Raw genomic sequence first — 20,912 nt, forward strand, 5'->3', positions numbered from 1 at the left:
CAATGTAGGCGTCTAGCTCAGCATCAAGGGCGGTCTGGCGTTGCTCAGCCAGAAAACGCTCAACGGCTTCGCAGGCCAGTTGGGTTGCTGTGGTGCCGCTTGCATCAATTGGGCGTGCAGCGGTTCACTGAGCGGGAGATGGATGTGCTTCATGCCAGTAGGTTATGCCAGTAGAAAGGGAGCAGGAGGGCTGATCCTTACTTTGCCTGACCTCACCGCCCGCACCCCTCTAGCCCCCCGCAAAAGCTGAGGCTTGGGCTTTGCGACGTAAACCTAATCGGATATGCAGATGCTATAACTTAGGCACGTCAATACCTCAGTCACTGTAGTTACTTCCACAAACGGTATGGGAGATCAATTATGGCTCATAAACTTACACACAAGCTGCTAAGTCGGCGAGAATTGAACTTCCCTGTAAAGATTGCTGAAGAGGAGGGGCGATTCTCCGCATGTTGGCGTGATGGTACAGTTGAGTCCACATGTTTAAGTGGAAGCCACATATATAAGATAACGGAGGTTGCTTTGTTAGAGCCTTCCCTGATACCCGCACTCACTGTGCTTATCCGTGCCATTTGCCCAGATCAAATAGCTGAAGCAATGATAAAATCCATGGTAAAAGCCAACGATAGGGAGTGTAGAGGGATCCGAGTGAAGAATGGGGCTAACTACAGGAATCGTAGAGGAAGAAGGGTTAAAAACGGGATTTTAAGAGATACTAGACAAAAAAATTCATCTTTCGGGATGATATATATAGAGATTGAGATGGGGGGAATGAAAATTAACGGAGCAACAATAGACGGACAGGAGTACTTAATTTCTGGACGTCGGGTCTCCTTCACTACTTTTGCAGCGAGTTTTCCTGATTTATTAGCCGATTTTGTTTTAGCTGTAAGAAAATTTGTGAAAAATCCTATAGGATTTCAACAGGCAGTGTGCGAGTCGTATCCAGAAATTGCTAAACACCATTACTTTCAGGAGACTAAGAAGGTTCCGGAGACAAAGAAGGAACGCGAAATACATCCCGATTATATGTGGGTTGCCGACGCACTAGCATCACAGAGGCAATCTTCCAAGCAAGAATTCCCTTCTTCTAGAACTCTAAACAATAGAGTCCGACACGTTCGCTAACACAGACAATTTCCAATAAAAAAAGCCCCCACCAACTCGGCAGGGGCTTTCTCCTTCTCAACTCTCAGCGCTTACGCTTGCGCGGTCTCGCCTTTCTTCAAAATGCTCCGCAGCACAGTTTGCAGAATGCCACCGTTTTTGTAGTAATCCACTTCAACGGGCGTATCAATGCGGCACTGCACCACGATGTCGCGGCTGATGCCCTTCAAATCGGTGACAGTCACGGTCACGTCCTCGCGGGGCTTGAGGGTCGCGGGCAGGTGGAAGTGGAACATCTCCTCACCCGTGATGCCCAGCGAGTCGGCGGTGTCGCCGTTCTTGTACATCAGCGGCAGCACGCCCATGCCGACGAGGTTGCTGCGGTGAATGCGCTCAAAGCTCTCGGCAATCACGGCTTTGACGCCCAGCAAGAAGGTGCCTTTGGCGGCCCAGTCGCGGCTGCTGCCCATGCCGTAGTCCTTGCCCGCCAGCACCACCAGCGGCACGCCCGCAGCTTTGTACGCCACCGAAGCGTCGTAAATGCTGGTCACTTCGCCGTTCAGGAAGTTGGTGGTAAAGCCGCCCTCCGTGCCAGGAGCCAGTTGGTTCTTGAGGCGGATGTTGGCGAAGGTGCCGCGCGTCATGATGCGGTCGTTGCCGCGCCGTGAGCCGTAGGAGTTGAAATCCTTCTGCGGCACACCGTTGTCGATCAGATACTTGCCAGCGGGCGACGACGCGCCGAAGCTTCCGGCGGGGCTGATGTGATCGGTGGTCACCGAGTCTGAGACCTTCACCAGCACGCGGGCGCTAGCAATGTCGCTGACTTCGCGCACGCCGTCGGCCAGATTCTCAAAGAACGGCGGGTTCTGGATGTAGGTGCTGTCCTCGTTCCAGTTGTAGAGGTCGCCGCCCGACACCGGAATGGCGTTCCACTGGGCGTTGCTCTGCTCGATGCCGTCATAGATCTTCTTGAACATCTCAGCGTTGATGGCCACGTCCATGACTTGCTGAATCTCGGCGTTGCTGGGCCAGAGGTCTTTGAGGTAGACCGGGTAGCCGTCTTTGCTGGTGCCGATCACGCCTGTGGCAAGGTCGATGTCCACCGTTCCGGCCAGCGCGTAGGCCACCACCAGCGGCGGCGAGGCGAGGTAGTTGGCTTTGATGTCGGGGTTGATGCGCCCTTCAAAGTTGCGGTTGCCCGACAGCACCGAAGCGGCCACCAGATTGCCTTCCTTGATGGCGTCCACGGTGGCTTCCGGCAGCGGGCCGGAGTTGCCGATGCAGGTCGTGCAGCCGTAACCGACAGTGTTGAAGCCGATCTGATCGAGGTAGGTTTGCAGGCCCGCCGCTTCCAGATACTCGGTCACCACACGGCTGCCCGGAGCCAGCGAGGTCTTGACCCAGGGCTTGCTGTCCAGTCCCAACTCCACAGCTTTTTTGGCAACCAAGCCCGCCGCGATCAGCACGCTGGGGTTAGACGTGTTGGTGCAAGAAGTAATCGCTGCCAGCACCACCGAGCCGTGCCCGATCTGGTAGCCGGTGCCGGTGATGGTGCCTTTTGCGCCCAGCGTCTCAGCGGGCAGCTCAAAGCCGCGCTGCTTGATGGGAGCCAGCAATGCCTCGCCAAAGACCGGCTGCATGTCGGTCAGCGCCACGCGGTCTTGCGGGCGCTTGGGGCCGGATAAGCTGGGTACCACGCTGCTCAAATCCAGCTCGATCATGCTGCTGAACACCGGATCCGGCGTTTCATCGGTGCGGAAGAGGCCCTGAGCCTTGCAGTAGGTTTCGACCAATTCCACTTCGTCGGGCAGGCGTCCGGTGCGGCGCAGGTAGCGCAGGGCTTCCTCGTCCACTGGGAAAAAGCCCATCGTCGCGCCGTATTCGGGAGCCATGTTGGCGATGGTGGCCCGGTCAGGCAGGGTCATGTTGGAGAGGCCTGCGCCGTAAAACTCCACGAACTTGCCGACCACACCGGCCTTACGCAGCATCTCGGTGACGGTCAGAGCAATGTCGGTGGCGGTGACACCTTCTACCGGCTTGCCGCTCACCTTAAAGCCGACCACTTCCGGCATCAGCATGTAAATCGGCTGGCCCAGCATGACCGCTTCGGCCTCGATCCCGCCGACGCCCCAGCCGACAATCCCGATGCCGTTGATCATGGTGGTGTGCGAATCGGTGCCGACAAGGGAATCCGGGTAAACGACAACCCCATCGTCTTCAGGACGGCTCTGCACGCCCTTGGCGAGGTATTCCAAGTTGACTTGGTGAACGATGCCCGAAGCGGGCGGCACCACACCGAAGTTGTCGAAGGCTTGCTGGCCCCAACGCAGAAACTCGTAGCGCTCGTTGTTGCGCTCAAATTCCAGCGCCATGTTGTGCAGCAAGGCCAAATCAGTGCCGTACTCGTCGACCTGCACCGAGTGGTCAATCACCAAGTCCACCGGAATCAGCGGGTTGATTTTTTTGGGATCGCCGCCCAAGCTGACCATCGCGGTTCGCATGGCGGCCAAGTCCACCACCGCAGGCACGCCGGTAAAGTCCTGCAAAATCACTCGGGCAGGCTTGAAGGGAATTTCAATTTCTTCGTTGACCGGCTTCCAACCCGCGACGTTCAGCACGTCTTCTTGACGCACGTCGTAGTCGTTGGCTTCGCGCAGCACGCTTTCGAGCAGCACTTTGACCGAGAAAGGCAGCTTGTCGACATTGAAGCCGCGCTCCTTGAGGGTGTCGAGCTTGTAGTAATAGACCTTGCCGCCTTCACCTTCACTCAAGACTGCGCGTGCGCCGAATAGGTTCTGTGCCATTTGCGTTCCTCCTTGCCCAGTGGGCGAATGGGTCATTATAGGTCAACACGGCGGTTTTTCGGGCGTCACCCGCACAGTCACGGGATTCAGACCAGTAACTACCCTAGGGACAACACAGGCAAATAGAACACCCGACCACAGAACAAGCGTGAGTCCCGCTCTCCCCCGCTCTCTATCCTGACTTTTCCGCTCAGGATGGAGCGTTGAGTTTGAAAGGGTAGGCGAGTAGAGTTGCCTTATTGGGAATCGTTTCTATTAGGGATTCTCTGACAGGAGGCTCCATGACCACCCCCAACACTGCGACACCAAACCGTTTTGCCGCCCCGGCACGTCAACCCCGCTTCAACCTTTCGCCCGAATTGCGTTTTGCCGTCCTGATGACTGGCCTGACCTTGGTGGGCCTGCTGGTGGGCGTGGCGGGGCAATACCTTCTCAAGCAGCCGATCATCATGTGGGTCGGCTACGTCGTCGCTTACCTGGCCGGGGGCATTCCTGCCGGGCGCGAGGCGCTGCACAGCTTGTTCGTGGAAAAAAAGCTGGACGTGGACTTGCTGATGGTGGTGGCCGCTCTGGGCGCGGCGAGCATCGGGCAAGCGGCGGACGGCGCGATTTTGCTGTTTTTGTTCAGCCTCAGCAACACTCTCCAGGACTGGGCGATGGGCCGCACCAAGCACGCCATCAGCGCCCTGATGGATCTGAATCCGGCGGGAGCCACCCTGCGCCGTGACGGACGCGAACGCTGGTGCGAACTGGGAGACATTCAAATTGGTGACGTGCTAATCATCAAGCCCGGCGAGCGAATTGCCGCCGACGCCCGCGTGACGCTGGGACAGACGGCGGTGGACGAGTCTCCCATCACCGGCGAGAGCTTGCCAATTGACAAGGCTGTGGGCGCAGAACTCGCTTCCGGCACGGTCAACCTCAACGGCAGCGTGGAAGCAGAAGTGATTCGCCCCGCGGGAGACAGCACACTGGCCAAGCTGGTGGCGCTGATGGAGCAGGCCCAGACCGCCAAGAGCCGCACCGAAACCATGACCGAGCGCTGGGAAAGCCCGTACGCCACAGTGGTGCTGGTACTGGTGCCGCTGGTGTTCGTGCTGCTACGCTACGGGTTTAACCTGGGAGTAGACACCTCTTGGTACCGCGCCATGACCTTTATGGTGGTGGCCAGCCCCTGCGCGGTAGTCATCAGCACGCCCGCCGTGATGCTCAGCGCTATGGCGGCGGCGGCACGCGGCGGGGTGCTGTTCAAGAGCAGCGCGGCGATGGACACCCTGGCCCGCGTCAACACCGTCGCCTTCGACAAGACCGGCACCCTGACCCAGGCGAAAATGACGGTGGCCCGCATAGTGGCCGACGATGAAACGGGGGCGCTGGCTCTGGCCGCCGGGCTGGAAAGCCACAGCGAACACCCGATTGCGCAGGCCGTGGTGACGGCGGCGCGGGCGCAGAACGTCTCGTTCGCCGCCGTCAGGAACGCGCAGGCCATCCCCGGCATGGGCATTGAGGCCGAGCTGGACAGTGTTAGGCAGGGCGGTGTTAAGGAGGGCAGTGTTGACAAAGTCTGGGCCGGAAACCTCCGCTTGATGGAGCGGGAGGGAGCCAGCCTGACGCCCGCTCAGGCCGCCGCCCTGCGCGAGCTGAACACCGAGGGCAGCAGCACCGTGATCGTGGGCGTGGGAAGCCGCGTGATGGCCGTGATGGGCGTGTCCGATACCCTGCGCCCCGGCATTACCGAGGCCATCGCGGGTCTGCGGGCAGCGGGCGTGGAGCATCAGGTGATGCTGACCGGCGACAAATCGGAAGTGGCGCAGGCCGTGGCCCACCAAATTGGCCTGACCGAATACCGTGCCGAGCTGCTGCCTGAAGACAAGCTGCGGATCATGGGCGAGTTGACCGGCCCACTGGCGATGGTCGGCGACGGCGTGAACGACGCTCCCGCTCTGGCCCGCGCCGATCTGGGCATCGCGGTGGCCAGCGGCACCGACGTGGCCATCGAGAGCGCCGACGTGGTGCTGATGAAAAACGATCTGGGCAAGCTGGCGGGCGCGGTCAAGCTGGCCAAAGACGCTCGCCGCACCGTGATTCTCAATCTGGCCTTTGCCTTCGGAGTCATTTTGATCATCGCGCCGCTGGCGGTGGCCGGACACATTCCCCTGCCGCTGGGTGTGGTCGCGCACGAGGGCGGCACCGTTTTCGTGGTGTTCATGGGGCTGCGGCTGCTGCGTCACCGACTGTGAGCACTGTGAAGCAGTAGACAGGACGTGAAGCAATGCTCAAGTTTGGGGGCGGCGGCGCTGGGAGAGCTGAGATAAGCTGAAGACTCAGCAGTCAAACCAGCCATTCAGCAGCGGAACGCCGGTCGTTCAGCAGGAGCGTGAGCACATGGGAGAAGGCAAACCGAGCAGCATTCCAAGCAAAGAAGCCCAAGCCGAAAAAGGCGTGGAGCGCAACACCATCCCTGAATCCGCTTCGCAGGAAGTCTGGAACAAGGTAGAAGACGGCGGTGTGAACGTCAAAACCGAGACGGTGCCGACCAGTCCCGCGCCCGAACCCGAGGCAGGCAGCATTCCCGAAAAATCCGTGACCTACGGCAGCCTCAAAGACGGGATGACGCCCAGCGGAGCCACCACTGACCCCAATGGGGACGCAGGCAAGCCCAAGCTGGGCGAAAACTGAGCCGTCAGCGCCGCTTTCTTCTGACCAGCTTTCTTTTGGGTTGAAATCAGCCTGCACTCTCCAGCACCTTGAACGCCCAGCCCCAGAGCAGAAGCTGAGGGACTGGGCGTTTTTGGCTGCATCTGGAAAGTGTCACTCCGAGAACACCGCCCAATGTCACAGCCCGCAGGCCCGGTCGAGCAGAAAGCGGATTTCGTCGCGGCCCAGTCGGCGCGTCGCCAGCGGCAAGTCGGTAGGCAGGAGCGCTTTCTCGCCTACCTTCGGCACAAACTTGAACTCTGGGCGCACGATCAAATCGCGGCTGCGGGTAAACGCCAGCACGAAATTCAGGCGCAGCGTGTAATGGGCGTTGAGCAACTCGCGCAGGGGCAAGTTGTCGCCGCCCAACAAGGCGATCAGCGCCGGATGTGGGTCTAGGCCGTCTTCCAGCGCTTCCAAGAGCCGCGCTTGATCGAGCAGCAGCGCCGCGCCTTCTAAGGTGTGCCCGGCAATCCGCCGCCGGCAAGCCTTTTCGCTGTCGCCGCGCACCAAGCTCACTTCGCACCCCGCCCGCGACGCCGCCGCTAGGTAGCGCCAGAATTGGCTGAGGCTGCTGTAAGTCGCCAGCCCGAGGTAACCTGCCGGTTTGCTGAGTAGCGGCTCGGTGGGACGCAGCAGACTGGGGAGGTGCGGCGAAGTCACTGCCCGATGCTAGCGCTCCACCAGCGCGTTAAGAGTCACTCAATGGATCAGTATTTTTAGACTCAGTCTAAATATTTTCCCTGAGGCACAATAGAGAGCATGACCAAAGCAGCAGAGCCAGTTCAGGTTGGCACCGTTCAGGGCGGCGATTTGACGCAACTTCTTTCCCAGCTCGATATGAGCAAGCTCGGCGCACTCGCCAGCAAGATTGATCTGGCGGGGCTGCTCAACGCGGCGGCCAAGATGGACGACAAGCAGCTTGGCCAGCTCAGCAAAGCTCTGGGCGTGGGAGGCAAGGCGCAGGAGCACAAGAAGCGCGAATTGCCCGTGCCTGACGGCGATTTCTTCGGCCTGCTGGACACCGTGACCGACGAACAACGCGGCGTGGCCCTGCAAGTGCGCGAGTTTATGCACGCTGAAGTGGCCCCAATCATGAACGAATACTGGAACCGCGACGAATTTCCGCGCCAGATGATCGACGCGATGCGCCCGCTGGACTTGCTGAGAAAGGTCTGGAACGAAGACGGTACCCGCAAGGCCGACGCCACCGTCATGGAAGGGCTGATTACTTTGGAGGCCTGCAAAGTAGACGTGTCCACCGCCGTCTTTTTTGGCGTTCACGCTGGGCTGGCATTTGCCTCAGTGGCGCTGGGCGGCAGCGCCGAGCAAAAAGCCGAGTGGCTTCCCAAGATGCTGGACTTGAAGGCCATCGGCGCGTTTGGCCTGACCGAACCTGAAGGCGGCTCGCAGGTGAGTCAGGGCATGCGCACCACCTGCCGCCGCGACGGCGATGCGTGGGTGCTGAGCGGCCAGAAAAAGTGGATCGGCAACTCCACCTTTTCCGACTTCACGGTGATCTGGGCACGCGACGAGGAGAGCAATGAAGTGCGCGGCTTTATCGTGCGGGCCGGAACGCCGGGGTACAACGTAGATAAAATTCAGGGCAAAACGGCGCTGAGAATCGTGGAAAACGGTTTGATCACGCTCACCGATTGCCGCGTGCCCGACTCCGATCGCCTGCAAGAAGTCAAAGGTTGGCGCACCACCGCCGACGTGCTGCGCCTGACCCGTGCGGGCGTGGCGTGGCAGGGCGTGGGCTGCGCGATGGGCGCGTACGAATTGGCCGTCAAGTACAGCCAAGACCGCCGGCAATTTGGCAAGCGCATCGGCGAATTTCAACTGATTCAAAACCACTTGGTGCACATGCTCGGCAACGTCACCAGCATGTTTACCATGTGTCTGCGCCTTTCGTACATGGCCGATCACGATTTGATGCATGACGAACACGCCGCTCTCGCCAAAGTCTTTACCGCTGCCCGGTGCCGCGAAACGGTAGCGGCAGCCCGCGAAGTCTTTGGCGGCAACGGTATTTTGTTGGAAAATGGCGTGGCCAAGCACTTTGCCGACGCTGAAGCCATTTACAGTTACGAGGGCACCAATGAAATCAATACCTTGGTGGTCGGACGGGCCGTGACGGGACTGAGCGCGTTCGTCTAAACGAAATGGGTTTGAATTACGCCTGGAAATAGGTCGATAACGATCCTCCTTAAATCAGCGCGGCGATAAGGTGGAGCAGTCAGCTCCTTATGTATCGCCGCGCATTTTTTATCGGCCCCACCAAAAATAATAAAAGAGTCAGGCTTCAAAAAGACCCGAGAATAAAAGTAGATTTGAGTTAATTTTCTCCAACTACTCTAAAAAGCGATGCTTCAATTCAAAAGTGATCTCAAATTGTTGCTGACAGAAGGCTGTAAATTTTCAGCATCAAGTTTTTCTCAGCTGCTCTCCAAGTAACCCCTTTCCACCAAAATTACTTTGATTACGGTGCTCACTCTTTCGCTGGATTTCGTTAACGAATTGGAGTCATGAAAATGTGAGTCGCGGCTGGCATACTGTTTAGAAATGAAGCCGAGCCAACCAACCCCTCAGCAAGCTGCGGCCCAGCGCTTCGGCTCTGAGCTGGAGCAGCACAAGCGGGCGCTGCTGCTGCTGGACAGGGTTCGGGAAACGCTGACGGGAGCGCCGGATTTGCCGAGCTTGTTTCACGAGGTGACCGCCGCCATTCAGCAAGTCGTCGGGTATCCGCTGGTGAGCATCGCGCTGGTTGAAGACGAGCAGATCAAGCCCCAAGTCAGCCTCGGCTACGACACGGAGGGAGTGATCTATTCCACCGATTTCGGCATCATTGGCCGTGTCGCCCGCAGTGCCCAGGCCGCCTTGGTTCAGGACGTCAGTCAAGACGCCGATTATCAGGTCTACCACCCCAAAGTAATCAGTCAACTGTGCTTGCCGCTGTTTGACGGTCAGCAGGTCGCGGGCCTGCTCAACATCGAAACCACCGACTTCGTGCTGGGCGAAGAAGATTTGCGCTTGATGCAAATTCTCAGCCAACACCTGAGCAGCGCTCTGAGGCGGGTGCGGCTGGACGTGAAAATCAGGAAAGCCCGCCAACACGACCAGTACCTGTACGCGCAGATTACCCGGCAAGCCAGCGAGTTGGCGCTGCTGCACCAAGTCCGCAATGCCCTGAGCCGCGAGGTCAGTGTAGACAGCCTTATTCGGGCGGTGAACACGGCCATCATCGCGGCGTTTGGGTATACCCAAGTCAGCATTTATTTACTAGACCCCGCAGCTTTACCCGAACCCTGCTTGGTGCTGCAACACCAAATCGGCTATGACACTGTGCTGCCCCGCATCCCGGTGTCTATGGGCGTGGTCGGCCGAGTCATCCGCACCGGCAAGGGCGAACTGATCGAAGACGTGCGGCTCGAAGCCGCCTTTGTGGGAGCCATCGACAACATCACCAGCGAGGTAACGGTGCCGCTGCGGGCACACGGAAAAGTGGTGGGGACGCTGAACGTCGAGAGCGTCGACGGCGTGACCCTGCATCAGCGCGATTTGGAACTGATGGACGAGGTCGCCGCTCAAGTGGGGCAAGCGCTGGAGCGTGCGCAACTGCTCTCAGCCGTAAGCCTGAGCGAATCCCGCTACCGGCTGCTGGCCGAGAGCATGACCGACTTGGTGTGCTTACACGCCCGGGAAGGCCAACTCACCTATGTCAGTCCGTCTGTCACCGCGCTGCTGGGTTACCTGCCCGAAGACATTTTGGGACAGTTCCCCGATGAGTTTGTGCATCCTGACGATCACGAAAAAATCAAGAATGCCATTTTGCAAACGCCGTCGCCGCAATTTGATCTGTTGCGGCTGCGGCTGCGCCACCAGCAAGGCCACTGGATCTGGTTTGAAACCAGCAGCGCCCCGGTACAGTCTGGAGACGGTCAGTGGCAATCGACTTCCCGCGACATCAGCGAACGCCACCACATCGAGCAGCAGCTGGCCTACGAAGCGCGTCACGATTCGCTGACGGGGCTGGCCAACCGCAGTTTGTTTGAAGGCCGCCTGCAAGCCTGCTTGGAAGAAGCCCAACAAACAGGCAACACCAATTACGCCGTTTTATTTTTGGATGTCGACCGCTTTAAGGTCATCAACGACAGCTTAGGCCACCGAATCGGCGACGACTTGCTGCGGGCGCTTGCCGAGCGGCTGGCCGCCAACATACCGCCGAACGAACTGCTGGCCCGTCTGGGCGGCGACGAATTTGCCATTTTGCTGTCTCAGCATGCTCCCGACGCCGAACGCCTCGCCGGCCGCCTGACCAAAGCGCTCAGGCAACCGCTGAAAGTCGGCGGCCACGATTTGCGCCTGAGCATCAGCATCGGCATCGCGCCGGGCCGGGCCGAATACACTGAGACCGGCGACGTGCTGCGCGACGCCGACCTCAGCATGTATGAAAGCAAGCACCGGCAACGCACGCGGGCCAGTTCGGCTTACCGGGTGTTTGACCGCAGCTTGCATGAGCGTGCCCTGCGGCGGCTGCAGATTGAAGCTGAACTCGGCGCGGCCATCGAGGCGCGGCAACTGCATCTGTTTTATCAACCGGTGGTGCAGCTGAGCAGCAACCGGATCTTGGGCTTCGAGGCGCTGGCCCGCTGGCAGCATTCCGAACTCGGTGCCGTTCAGCCCAGTGAGTTTTTGAGCGTCGCCGAGGAAACTGGACTCATCTGGCCGTTGGGTCAGTGGGTCTTAGAAGAAGCCTGCCAGCAGCTCAGCCTCTGGCAGCAGCAGCAACCCGAGCGGTCCCTGCATCTCAACGTCAATTTGTCGCCGCATCAGTTTCAGCAATCCGACGTCATTCGGCAAGTGCAGCGGGCCATTCGCAAAAGCGGCTGCGCGGCGCACGGCCTCAATCTTGAGATCACCGAGGGAGCCATGCTGCACGCCAGCGCCGCTCAAACCATCACCGCCCTCAGAGAGTTGGGGCTCGGCGTTCAGGTAGACGATTTCGGCACCGGCTACTCTTCGCTGGCCTCGCTGCACCGCTTTAACCTCACCGCCCTGAAAATCGACCGCAGTTTCGTGGAAAATTTGGGAAGTGATCCGGCCAGTCAGGGCATCGTGCAGGCCATTTTGAAATTGGCCGAAGCGCTCAAACTCGACGTGATCGCTGAGGGCATCGAAACCTCTGAGCAGCGCCGCAGTTTGCTGGACTTGGATTGCCAAGTTGGACAGGGCTATTTATTCTCACCCGCCGTCAGCGCCGTGGAGGCCACCAAACTGTGGCAGCGTTGCGGCGGCGCGGCAAACGAAGGGGGAGCTGCACCAACCCAGCGCAACTCCCCTGCCCTCCCTACCTCACTGCCCAAACCTTCTTAGTCCAGCGGTTTGCCTACCGCCTTGGGAGCGCGGCTGCGGCCCGTAAAGATCAGGGCCAGCACGGTGATCAGGTACGGCAGCGCCTGCACCAGACTGCCGGGCAACAAATTGCCGCCGCCGAGCTGAATGGAGAGTGCTTGCAAAAAGCCGAAGAGTAAGGTGGCCGCAAAAACGCCCAGCGGCTTCCACTGCCCGAAAATCAGTGCCGCTAGCGCGATAAATCCCGCGCCCGCGCTGATGTTGCGCACGTAGGAATCCAAGTTGCCGATGCTCAGAAAGACGCCCGCCGTGCCCGCCAGCACCCCCGACAAAACCACGGCGCTGTAGCGCATGGCCTTGACATTGACGCCCATGCTCGACGCCGCGCCGGGATGTTCGCCGCTGGCCCGCAGGCGCAGGCCGTAAGGCGTGCGGTAAAGCACGTACCACGTCACGGCCACCGCGATCAACGCAAAATACACTGGCGGGCTGAATTTAAGGTCGCCCACGCCCCACAGCGGCAGCGCGTGAACAACCGGGGGGCTTTCGGTGCTGGAGTCGTAGAGGGCCGTCAGCACCACTGCCGGCACGCCCGTGGCCAGCAAGTTGATGGCGGTGCCGGAGATCACCTGATCGGCGCGGTACTTGATGCTCAGGACGGCGTGAATCCAGGCGATCATGCCGCCCACCACCATGCCGCCGAGCCAGCCCACCCACGGCGCGGCGGCTCCGAGCGGCGCGTCGAGTTCTTTGGTGATGATCGCGCCGGCCAAAGCGCCGAAGATGATCAGCCCCTCCAGGGCGATATTGACCACGCCGCTGCGCTCGGAGTACAGCCCGCCCAGCGCGGTGAGCAGCAGCGGCACGGTGGAGCGGATAAAAATACCGGCGAACGTGACGCTGAAAAGCGTTGCCAAGAATGCGATCACGACTTCCTCTCCTTATCGGGGTTTTCCTCAGCCACCGGGTCGCCGCCCAGCATGTCTTGAGAAATCACTTCGCTGCTGCGGCCCACATTGGGCACTGGGGTCGAAGCTTCGCGGGCCGCTTCACTCGGCGAAAGTTTGCCGCCCCCATCAGGGCCGCCAGCGTCGGCGGCCTTAACCAGCGTGGGCGGCGGCGGGTCAGTGATGCGGCGGCTCAGGAAGCCTCCCGCCGCGATAAACAGCACGATCAGGGCCTTGAGCACCGTCACGATGTCTTTGTTAACTTTGTCGAGCACCCGGTCGACGTTGACGCCGCCGGTGTCCACCGTGCCGAAGAGGATGGCGGCGGCCACCACTCCGCCGGGCGTGCTCTGGCCCATCAGTGCCACCGCGATGCCGTCAAACCCGACGTTGACCGGCATGTTGCCTTTGAGGCGGTACTCGTCGAGCGCTCCGCCCATGGTGTAGTGGGTCGCGCCGAGGCCGATCAGTGCGCCCGACAAGGTCATGGCCAGAATCACATTTTTGCCGACGCTGATGCCGCCGTATTCCGCTGCCGCCGGACTCAGGCCCACCGCCCGCAGCGCGTAGCCCGCCGAGGTGCGCCACAGCAGCACGCCCATCAGCACGGCGCACACCAAGCCGATCAGGAAGCTGGTGTTGAGGCGGCTGGTGGTAAAGCTGCTGGTAATCGGAATGCCCAAGGAGTTCCAAGTCAGGAAACCGACCACCACCGCCGCCGCCAGCCCAATCCACAGCCGCGCCTTAACTTGCCGCAGCCCATAATAAATCGCGCCAAAGGCCAGCAGCGCCAGAATTGGCCCCATCGAAAAATAAGTCACTTCGCCACGTGTAAAGCTCAGCAGATCGGCAATCGGAGCGAGCCTTGCCCCCGCTTGAAACTCGTTGCTCTTGGCCTCGAAGCCCTCGGCTTTAATCGGCAGGTTGTAGGTTTTGCCCAAAAAAGGAAACGTGGACGAGCCGATCAGGAAAATGAAGATGGCCGAGGCGATGTAGTTGAGCATGATGGTATTGATGACTTCGCTGGAGCCGAACCGCGCCTTAAGCAGGCCCGGAATCGCGCCCCAGAGTGCTCCGCCCGCTGCGGCGGCCAGCACCGTGGCGGGCAGCAACAAAACGGGGGGCAGCGGCGCGTAGACGCCCACCAGCATGGCCCCGATGCCGCCCATGGTCAGTTGGCCGGGGCCGCCGATGTTAAAGAGGCCCGCCCGGAAGCCGAAAGCCACCCCCAGCCCCGCGAAAATCAGCGGCGTGGCGATTTTGAGCGAGCTGAACAAGTCCTGCACATTGGTCACAGGGGCAAATAAGGTGGTGTAGACGTACCAGACCACGTCGAGTTTGCCGGTGAGGAGCTCGCCCAGCGCCAAAGGACGGTCTAGGCCGCTCGGCACCGGTTGCACGATCAGCACGACCACCGCGCCCACCGCGATGGCCAGCGCAATCGCCGCGACCGGCACCAACAACCCGCGTAGGCGGTTAAGGAAGTCCCAGGCGCGCGGATACATGCTCAGGCCCGCGAACAGGGTGACGGCTCCGGCCAGCACCGGCAAGAACAAGCCCAAATGTGCGCCGCCGGATGTCCAAGGAATACGGCGGGCCCGCACGCCCTTGGCCACCAACTCGGCCACCGCCGCGTCCAGGCCAGCATTAAAGATGAGGATGGCAGCGATACCCAGCACCAGCGCCGCCGCGCCAGCCAGCCACAGCCAAGCGGCGCGGCGCACGGCGGCGAAGATGGCGGCCGCCAATACCAGTACCGTTATCCAGCCGAGTGTCAGGGCCGTGCTCACATTCGGCAGATTTTCAAACGTGCCGCCGACATAGTTGATCAGCCCACTGGGAAAGCGCTGGAGCAGCGACTGGGCGTTGAAATTGCGGCTGAGGGTGCCGTAGGGAAACAAAAACAAGCCGACGAATGCCAGCCCGGTAAAGATCAGGCTTAACCGGGCTGCCAGCGGTGAGGGCCGCGCAGAATCAGACATCTCACCATTCTAAGGGGCGACCAAGCGCGAATGTCAGATTCGCCGCCTTTGGCCCCCACGCCCACTCAACTGCTACACTGCCCCAGCTATGGAACGAACTTTTGCCATGATTAAACCCGACGGTGTTCGCCGGGGTCTGACCGCCGATATTCTCGCCCGCATTCAGCGCAAAGGCTACCGCTTGGTGGGCCTCAAGCAGATGGTCATTTCGCGTGAAACCGCCGAAAACCACTACGCCGAACACAAAGAGCGCCCTTTTTTTGGTGAGCTGGTCGAGTTCATCACCGGCGGCCCAGTGGTGGCGATCGCCTTGGAAGGTGAGAACGCCATTTTAGGCTGGCGCGGCATGATGGGCGCGACCAACCCCGCCAACGCCGCTCCGGGCAGTATCCGCGCCGACTTCGCCACGACCACGGGCGAGAACGTGACCCACGGCTCCGACAGCCCCGAAAGCGCCCAGCGCGAACTGGGCCTGTTCTTTAAAGCCGAAGAACTGCTGAAGTAAGAAAGAGCGTTTGTAGGCTGTAGAAACAGATGAGAAGAAGCCGCCCGCCGGATTGGGGGCGGCTTTTTTCGGTTCAGCACTGGTTCGTTTCAGCGCTACTCTGTCTCAACACCGTGCCAGAAACGTCCGCGCTTGCTCATCGTTCCGCAACACCACCACTTCCAAATGGGGCACGGCCCGCAACTGCTCAAGTTGCTGCTTACCCAGTTTCGGAAATGTCCAGATGAAGCGCAAAAAGGCCCAGTCCAGCGGCTCTTTGCCGAGCTCCTTGGCGTCGGGGCGGCGCTTGAAAACGGCCCGCACAATGGCCCGCCGTAGGCACAATCCCCTCGGATAAGCCAGCACGATAGCGGTGTCGGCCCGCTGCGCCCGGAGGTGGAGCGTACCCGCGTAGTTGCCGTCTAAAATCCAACGCTCGGCGCTGACGGCCTCACCCATCTGGACTTGCCACACTTCCGGCGGCGGCCTGACCCAACCGGGCCGCCAGTACAGATCGTCGAGGTGGGTCAGCGGCAAGCCGCTGCTTTGGGCGAGCTGCCGTGCAAAAGTGCTTTTGCCCGCGCCGGGGCTGCCGACGACCATCACGCGCTGCCTGACTCGGGACTGCATGGCTTGGGGCTGGCTGGCTCGGGGCTGCATGGCTCCAGTCTAGCCGCGCCGCTATACTCCATCCATGTCTGAATCTTCTCCCCCACTCGACGTGCTGGCCCTCTACAAAGAGGCCGGAGCGCTGCACGAAGGCCGCTTCCTGCTGGCCTCGGGGCGGCACTCACCTTACTTTTTGCAGTCCACCACTTTGCTTCAGTATCCCCAGCACACTGCCGTACTCGGCGCAGCGCTGGCGGAGAAACTCAAGGCCGCAGACCTTAAACCCGATTTCGTGATCGGCCCGGCGATGGGCGGCGTGGTGCTGGCTTACGAAGTCGCCAAAGAGCTCGGCACACGGGCGCTGTTTGCCGAGAAAGACGGACAAGGCGGCATGAAAATCCGTGAAGCGTTCAGCGTTACGCCGGGGCAGACATTCGTGGCGGTCGAAGATGTGCTGACCACTGGCGGCAGTGTGCTGAAAGCGGTGCGGGCCGCCGAAGCTTACGGCGCAGTCTGCCTCGGCGTGGCCTGCCTCGTCGACCGCCGCAAGCAAACGGGGCCGCTGGACGGTTATCCGCTGACCTCGCTGCTGGAGCTGTACTTTGAAACCTACCCGCCGGATGAAGTTCCGGCGTGGCTGGAAGAGCGGGAACTGCAAGAGATTTGAGCGCCGGCCTTTTGCCACTGCCCTCCATCCTCTCCACCTTTCTAACGACGTCCCGCCGCACCCTTCTCGCCTAAGCTGAGGGCATGATCTCCAGTGCTGCTCCGCCGCGTGGCGGATACTTCGCCGAACTCACAGCGGCGTCCACTTACCGCCACCTGCTGTATTTCGCCCTCGCGGCGCTGCTGAGCGTGGTGATGGCCACAGCGCTGGTGACGGCAGTGGTGGGCGCGGCGCTCTCTCCGCTGCTGCTGGGCGTGCCGCTGCTGCTGCTCGGCGGCTGGACGCTGGGCGGGCTGGCTCAACTCGACAGAGTGCTGGGCGCGGCTCTCTTGGGCGTCAACCTCAGCCGCCCCGCTGCCGTGCGCCCAAAAGGCTGGTGGCCTTGGCTGCGCTGCCGCCTGACCGAAGCCAACACCTATAAAATTTTGCTCTACAGCGTGGCCAAGCTGCTGTTTATGGCTCTCGGCGGCGTTTGGCTGCTGCTCACCCTCGCCGGCGGGCTGGGCTTGGTAGTGGTGCCCTTTTTGCTTTCCACTTTTCCACAACTCCATGTGCCGGTGGTGCTGGGCGCGCAGGCCTACACGCTCGGAGGCGCTTCGGGCGTGCTGCTCTCGCTCATCGGCTTTTTTGTGGTGATGCTGGGGATCAGCGGTCTTAATCTGCTGACCCGCGCCTGGCTGCTGATCAGTTACGGCCTGCTCACCGAGTACGGCGAAAATGCCTCGGCGGTGCGCGAAGTCGCCGCGCTGCGCGAGGGCGCGGCCACTGTCGCCTTTGCCGGGAGCTTGGAAGAAACGCTGACCAGCTTGCTGCGGCTTTCTATGCCCGCCACCACCGCCCAGAGCGCCCACATTACCGTCGGGCCGCTGAAGTTGAGCGAGGGCGCGGCGCTGCTCCCGGCTTTCCTCGGCACCAATACCGACTCCGACAATGCCAACGCCGAGTATGGACGCGACACCTTGCAGCGCACGGGGGATCTGCACGTCTTGTCGCTGGCTCTCGCGCCGCGCGGCGAAGTGCTGGGCCGCCTGCAAGCCGTCTACAGCACTTCGCCCAGCACCCGCGAAATGCAGTTTTGGGCCGCCGTCAGCGACCAGGCCGCCAGCGCCGCCCACACCGCCCGCCTGATTGACCAAGCCCAGACTCAGGGCAGCGAACAAGAACGCGCCCGCCTCGCCCGCGAGCTGCACGACAGCGTGGCCCAGGCACTCTACGGCGTGTCGCTGTCTACCCGCACCGCCCGCGCCCTGCTCGAAAAAAATCCTGCCAAAGCCGCCGAGAGTCTGGACTTTGCCCTAAGCCTCGCCGACGGAGCCAGCGCCGAGATGAAGGCCCTCTTGTTTGCCCTGCGCCCCGACGCGCTAGAAGAAGGCGGCTTGGTACCGGCCCTGACCCGCCTCGCCGAGATGCTGCGGCTGCGCTACCAATTGCAAGTCCACCTTGAAGCGCCCACTGAGCCGCCGCTGAGCATCAACATCAAAGGCACGCTCTACCGCGTGGCGCAGGAAGCCACCCACAACGCCGTCAAGCACGCCCGAGCTGAGCAGCTCAGTCTCAGTCTGCTGCTCAGCGGGCCCGCCAACGACACGTGGACGCTGGAGGTGCGCGACAACGGCGTGGGCTTTGATGTGGCCCAGACCCGTGCAGGCAGTTTGGGCCTCAAAAGTATGCGCGAACGGGCCGCTTTGATCGGCGCGGCATTAACGCTCAACAGTGCGCCGAATCAGGGAACGCGGCTGACGCTGCAGGTGCGGGCTTTGCCTGTACAGGCTTTAGAAGCGCGGGCCCCGCAGGTCAAAGCGTGAATTCGGCTTTGCCCGCGTGGCCGCTCTCAGCGGCGCTGCTGCGCTTGTCGGTCACGCTGGGGGTGCTCTTTTTGCTGGGGGTGGGTTTTGTCTTTAGCCTCAAGCCGGTTGATCTCAAGCAGCTTGAGGCCCAGATCTCCCGCGTGGAGCGGCCGCTGGGAGCCGCCGAGCGCCTGAGCCTGACGCTCGCGCCCGACCTCAGCCAAACGCTGATGCTCAGCGGCAGCGACGCGCCGGGCCTGAGTGCCGAACTGAGCGCCAGCCGCGAAGGCGATCTGAAGCTCAGCGCTGCGCCGCTGCCCAACCAATTGCCCAGCGACCGCCTGCCCAACTCCGCGCAGACACCTCAAAAAGAAGTGGCGCTGACCCTCAGCCGCACCTGGCGCGACTGGCCGCTGCTGATTCAACTCGGCGGCCAAAACGGCTTGGCAGGGCACTTGAAGGTGAGGGTGCCTAGAAACGTGCCGCTGCGCCTGAATGTGCAGCAGCCCGCCGACCAAACCAGTCTCGACTTGCAGCGCCTCAACCTCGAGCGACTGACTTTCAGCAGTGCGCGTGGCCAGTGGAACGTCACGTTGCCGGAGAGCGGCCAGCCCGACCTGACGTTCAAAACCGAGGACGGCGTCTTGAAGCTGATATTGCCGGAAGGCACCGCCCGGAGCACCCTCAGCGCCACCAGCGTCAGCGGCCAGCTGGTGCTCCGCGTTCCGCTGACGGCGCGGGCCGATTTGACGGTCAAGCAACTCAGCGGGGCCACCATCAACCTGCCGCCCAGTTTCCAGGAACTTGATTCCGCTGGGAGCGGGCGGGACTCGGCCCGGTTGCGCCACTACCTGCAAGCGGGCCAGCCTGACGGCCCCCAACTCACCGCCACGCTCAGCCTCACGGGCGGCTCACTGACTGTCAAAGGAGTTTCACCATGACCCAATCCCATCCCAACGCCCCTACCATTCGCCTGCTTCTGGTGGACGATCACGACGTGGTGCGCCAGGGCCTGAAGATGTTTTTGTCGCTCGACGAAAGCCTGGAAATCGTGGGCGAGGCCCGCAACGGCGCGGAAGCGGTGACGGAAGCTGCCCGGCTGCGCCCCGACGTGGTGATTATGGACTTGATGATGCCCGTTCTCGACGGCGTGCAGGCCACCCGCCAAATCCGCGCCGCTCAGCCGGAAGTGGAAGTCTTGGCCCTGACCAGCGCCCTAGAAGAACACAAAGTCAACGCTGCCATTCAGGCCGGAGCCAGCGGCTACCTGCTCAAAGACGCTTCCAGCGACATGCTGCTGACCGCCATTCACCACGCCGCTAGGGGCGAGGTCTACTTGCACCCCGAAGCGGCCCAGCGCTTGGTGCGTGACTTCCGCAGCCCCGAAATGCGCGAACACCTCACCGCCCGCGAAGTGCTGATCTTGCAACTGATGGCGCGGGGCCACAGCAACCGCACCATCGCCGGGGAGTTGGGCGTGGGCGAGCCCACCGTCAAAACCCACGTTTCGCGCATTTTGGGCAAGTTGGAGCTGGAAAGCCGCACCCAAGCCGCCCTGTACGCGCTCAAGGCGGGGATAGCGACGTTGGAATGAGTAAAATCTTAAGATGAAGTAAGAAAGATGGGAATTTGACGAAGGTTTTGCTAAGGTTCAAGTGTGAAACTTAACCCGGTCGTGGCCGCTATCCTGACTCCCCCTCTGCTGCTGGTCGCCTGTAATGGCGGCAACGCCCCATCAACGGCACCTTACACTGTCAGCGGCACCCTCTATAACTTCAACGCATCGGCTTCAACGCCAAGCCAGGTCTACAGCGCTTGGTCAGGCGGATCGGGCAGCATGGAGGCCCTGAATGGAAGTATCAACCTAGCAACGGGCAGTGTCGCCAGCAACGGCAACTTTGCAGTCACTTTGCCAGCAACGATTGCCGACACCAACTTGAACGCCTTTAATGAAGCCAGTTTGGATCTGAGTTATGAGAACTGCACCGGCGCTCTCAATATCAGCAATAAGGCAGCCCTCACCACGGCCATCGAGTTCGGAGTCAAGGGCACTAACAATAATGGCCTTGCTGGAGCAGTTGATTTGAGCGTCACCAAAAACTCCAGTGGTGGCGGCCAAGTCGTAACAACCGGCAGCGCCTTGGTCTATTCAGATGCCGCAACGAATCTCAGTGGCAAGCAGACCTGTATTTCCAACGGAACTTCGGTCATCTCAAACTTCGACATCAAACTCAAGGCAGGTTACAACGTACTTAATCTGGTCGTTACAATCAATGTAGACGCAGCGGGCAAGGGAAGCGGAAGCCTCAACTATGCCAACGGCACCCGCGCTTCGCACTGGATCGTCAACCCAGGTTTAGCCACGCCGCTGAGCCTGAATAACAACGTCCAGACCCTGACAAATACTCTGAAACAGCAGGCCAAAACTCTCTTTCACTAAATCGACTCAATCCAACGGAACAGGCAGCCCTCA

Annotated in this window: 16 protein-coding genes; 11 read left to right on the forward strand and 5 right to left on the reverse strand. The window is 60.9% G+C overall.

Features of this window, described 5'->3' with window-relative positions; genetic code table 11:
• Positions 1-360 precede the first annotated feature (360 nt).
• Entirely contained in the window at positions 361-1,128 is a 768-nt protein-coding gene (locus EHF33_RS07320; protein WP_124869440.1) for a hypothetical protein, read from the forward strand.
• Positions 1,129-1,199: 71 nt separating this feature from the next.
• Here the strand turns inward: EHF33_RS07320 and acnA are convergent, their stop codons facing one another.
• Positions 1,200-3,911 carry an aconitate hydratase AcnA gene (acnA, locus tag EHF33_RS07325; protein WP_124869443.1) on the reverse strand — a complete coding sequence of 904 codons (2,712 nt, stop codon included), beginning with the start codon at positions 3,909-3,911 and terminating at the stop codon, positions 1,200-1,202.
• A gap of 281 nt (positions 3,912-4,192) precedes the next feature.
• Between acnA and EHF33_RS07330 the strand changes: the two genes are divergently transcribed.
• Positions 4,193-6,151 (forward strand): heavy metal translocating P-type ATPase, encoded by a 1,959-nt coding sequence (locus tag EHF33_RS07330; RefSeq protein WP_164473437.1) that lies wholly within the window; start codon positions 4,193-4,195, stop codon positions 6,149-6,151.
• A 145-nt stretch (positions 6,152-6,296) separates the two neighbouring features.
• Positions 6,297-6,590 carry a hypothetical protein gene (locus EHF33_RS07340; protein ID WP_124869451.1) on the forward strand — a complete coding sequence of 98 codons (294 nt, stop codon included), beginning with the start codon at positions 6,297-6,299 and terminating at the stop codon, positions 6,588-6,590.
• Between the two features lie 156 nt (positions 6,591-6,746).
• Here EHF33_RS07340 and EHF33_RS07345 read toward each other — a convergent pair whose 3' ends face one another.
• A complete protein-coding gene (locus EHF33_RS07345; protein ID WP_124869453.1) occupies positions 6,747-7,271 on the reverse strand; it encodes a hypothetical protein in 525 nt (174 codons plus the stop codon).
• Positions 7,272-7,370: 99 nt separating this feature from the next.
• On the opposite strand from EHF33_RS07345, the gene EHF33_RS07350 reads away from it, so the two are divergent.
• Both EHF33_RS07350 and EHF33_RS07355 read left to right on the forward strand, forming a co-directional pair.
• Complete coding sequence (locus tag EHF33_RS07350) at positions 7,371-8,768, forward strand: acyl-CoA dehydrogenase family protein (protein WP_164473438.1); 1,398 nt, start codon at positions 7,371-7,373, stop codon at positions 8,766-8,768.
• A gap of 405 nt (positions 8,769-9,173) precedes the next feature.
• A complete protein-coding gene (locus tag EHF33_RS07355) occupies positions 9,174-11,984 on the forward strand; it encodes an EAL domain-containing protein (protein ID WP_124869456.1) in 2,811 nt (936 codons plus the stop codon).
• Here the strand turns inward: EHF33_RS07355 and EHF33_RS07360 are convergent.
• Together EHF33_RS07360 and EHF33_RS07365 are read right to left on the reverse strand one after the other, a co-directional pair.
• On the reverse strand, positions 11,981-12,892 hold the full coding sequence (locus EHF33_RS07360; protein WP_124869459.1) for an ABC transporter permease: 912 nt from the start codon (positions 12,890-12,892) through the stop codon (positions 11,981-11,983). The genes EHF33_RS07355 and EHF33_RS07360 overlap by 4 nt on opposite strands.
• Positions 12,889-14,892, reverse strand: a complete 2,004-nt coding sequence (locus tag EHF33_RS07365) for an ABC transporter permease (protein ID WP_124869462.1) — start codon at positions 14,890-14,892, stop codon at positions 12,889-12,891. Before EHF33_RS07365 ends, EHF33_RS07360 begins: the two co-directional genes overlap by 4 nt.
• 88 nt (positions 14,893-14,980) lie before the next feature.
• Here EHF33_RS07365 and ndk point away from each other — a divergent pair, with 88 nt between their 5' ends.
• A complete protein-coding gene (gene ndk, locus EHF33_RS07370) occupies positions 14,981-15,397 on the forward strand; it encodes a nucleoside-diphosphate kinase (protein WP_124869465.1) in 417 nt (138 codons plus the stop codon).
• A gap of 105 nt (positions 15,398-15,502) precedes the next feature.
• Here the strand turns inward: ndk and EHF33_RS07375 are convergent, their stop codons facing one another.
• On the reverse strand, positions 15,503-16,036 hold the full coding sequence (locus EHF33_RS07375; protein WP_241191085.1) for a P-loop NTPase family protein: 534 nt from the start codon (positions 16,034-16,036) through the stop codon (positions 15,503-15,505).
• Positions 16,037-16,070: 34 nt separating this feature from the next.
• Between EHF33_RS07375 and pyrE the strand changes: the two genes are divergently transcribed.
• From pyrE to EHF33_RS07400, 5 genes are all read left to right on the forward strand, one after another.
• Entirely contained in the window at positions 16,071-16,652 is a 582-nt protein-coding gene (gene pyrE, locus EHF33_RS07380) for an orotate phosphoribosyltransferase (RefSeq protein WP_124869469.1), read from the forward strand.
• An 83-nt stretch (positions 16,653-16,735) separates the two neighbouring features.
• A complete protein-coding gene (locus EHF33_RS07385; protein ID WP_124869473.1) occupies positions 16,736-18,457 on the forward strand; it encodes a sensor histidine kinase in 1,722 nt (573 codons plus the stop codon).
• Positions 18,454-19,380: a hypothetical protein gene (locus tag EHF33_RS07390; RefSeq protein ID WP_124869476.1), complete on the forward strand. Its 927-nt coding sequence runs from the start codon at positions 18,454-18,456 to the stop codon at positions 19,378-19,380. Before EHF33_RS07385 ends, EHF33_RS07390 begins: the two co-directional genes overlap by 4 nt.
• Positions 19,377-20,033 (forward strand): response regulator, encoded by a 657-nt coding sequence (locus tag EHF33_RS07395; protein ID WP_124869479.1) that lies wholly within the window; start codon positions 19,377-19,379, stop codon positions 20,031-20,033. The genes EHF33_RS07390 and EHF33_RS07395 overlap by 4 nt, the downstream gene beginning before the upstream one ends.
• A gap of 63 nt (positions 20,034-20,096) precedes the next feature.
• Positions 20,097-20,879 (forward strand): hypothetical protein, encoded by a 783-nt coding sequence (locus EHF33_RS07400; RefSeq protein ID WP_124869482.1) that lies wholly within the window; start codon positions 20,097-20,099, stop codon positions 20,877-20,879.
• Positions 20,880-20,912 lie beyond the last annotated feature (33 nt).

The sequence above is a fragment of the Deinococcus psychrotolerans genome (genome assembly GCF_003860465.1).
In the GTDB taxonomy this organism is placed as follows: domain Bacteria; phylum Deinococcota; class Deinococci; order Deinococcales; family Deinococcaceae; genus Deinococcus; species Deinococcus psychrotolerans.

What these genes read in the sequence shown, in the direction of transcription:
- EHF33_RS07320 (WP_124869440.1), top strand. Translation starts at nt 361, where the DNA reads ATGGCTCATAAACTTACACACAAGCTGCTAAGTCGGCGAGAATTGAAC.
- acnA (WP_124869443.1), bottom strand. Translation starts at nt 3,911, where the DNA reads ATGGCACAGAACCTATTCGGCGCACGCGCAGTCTTGAGTGAAGGTGAA.
- EHF33_RS07330 (WP_164473437.1), top strand. Translation starts at nt 4,193, where the DNA reads ATGACCACCCCCAACACTGCGACACCAAACCGTTTTGCCGCCCCGGCA.
- EHF33_RS07340 (WP_124869451.1), top strand. Translation starts at nt 6,297, where the DNA reads ATGGGAGAAGGCAAACCGAGCAGCATTCCAAGCAAAGAAGCCCAAGCC.
- EHF33_RS07350 (WP_164473438.1), top strand. Translation starts at nt 7,371, where the DNA reads ATGACCAAAGCAGCAGAGCCAGTTCAGGTTGGCACCGTTCAGGGCGGC.
- EHF33_RS07355 (WP_124869456.1), top strand. Translation starts at nt 9,174, where the DNA reads ATGAAGCCGAGCCAACCAACCCCTCAGCAAGCTGCGGCCCAGCGCTTC.
- EHF33_RS07365 (WP_124869462.1), bottom strand. Translation starts at nt 14,892, where the DNA reads ATGTCTGATTCTGCGCGGCCCTCACCGCTGGCAGCCCGGTTAAGCCTG.
- ndk (WP_124869465.1), top strand. Translation starts at nt 14,981, where the DNA reads ATGGAACGAACTTTTGCCATGATTAAACCCGACGGTGTTCGCCGGGGT.
- EHF33_RS07375 (WP_241191085.1), bottom strand. Translation starts at nt 16,036, where the DNA reads ATGCAGCCCCGAGCCAGCCAGCCCCAAGCCATGCAGTCCCGAGTCAGG.
- pyrE (WP_124869469.1), top strand. Translation starts at nt 16,071, where the DNA reads ATGTCTGAATCTTCTCCCCCACTCGACGTGCTGGCCCTCTACAAAGAG.
- EHF33_RS07385 (WP_124869473.1), top strand. Translation starts at nt 16,736, where the DNA reads ATGATCTCCAGTGCTGCTCCGCCGCGTGGCGGATACTTCGCCGAACTC.
- EHF33_RS07395 (WP_124869479.1), top strand. Translation starts at nt 19,377, where the DNA reads ATGACCCAATCCCATCCCAACGCCCCTACCATTCGCCTGCTTCTGGTG.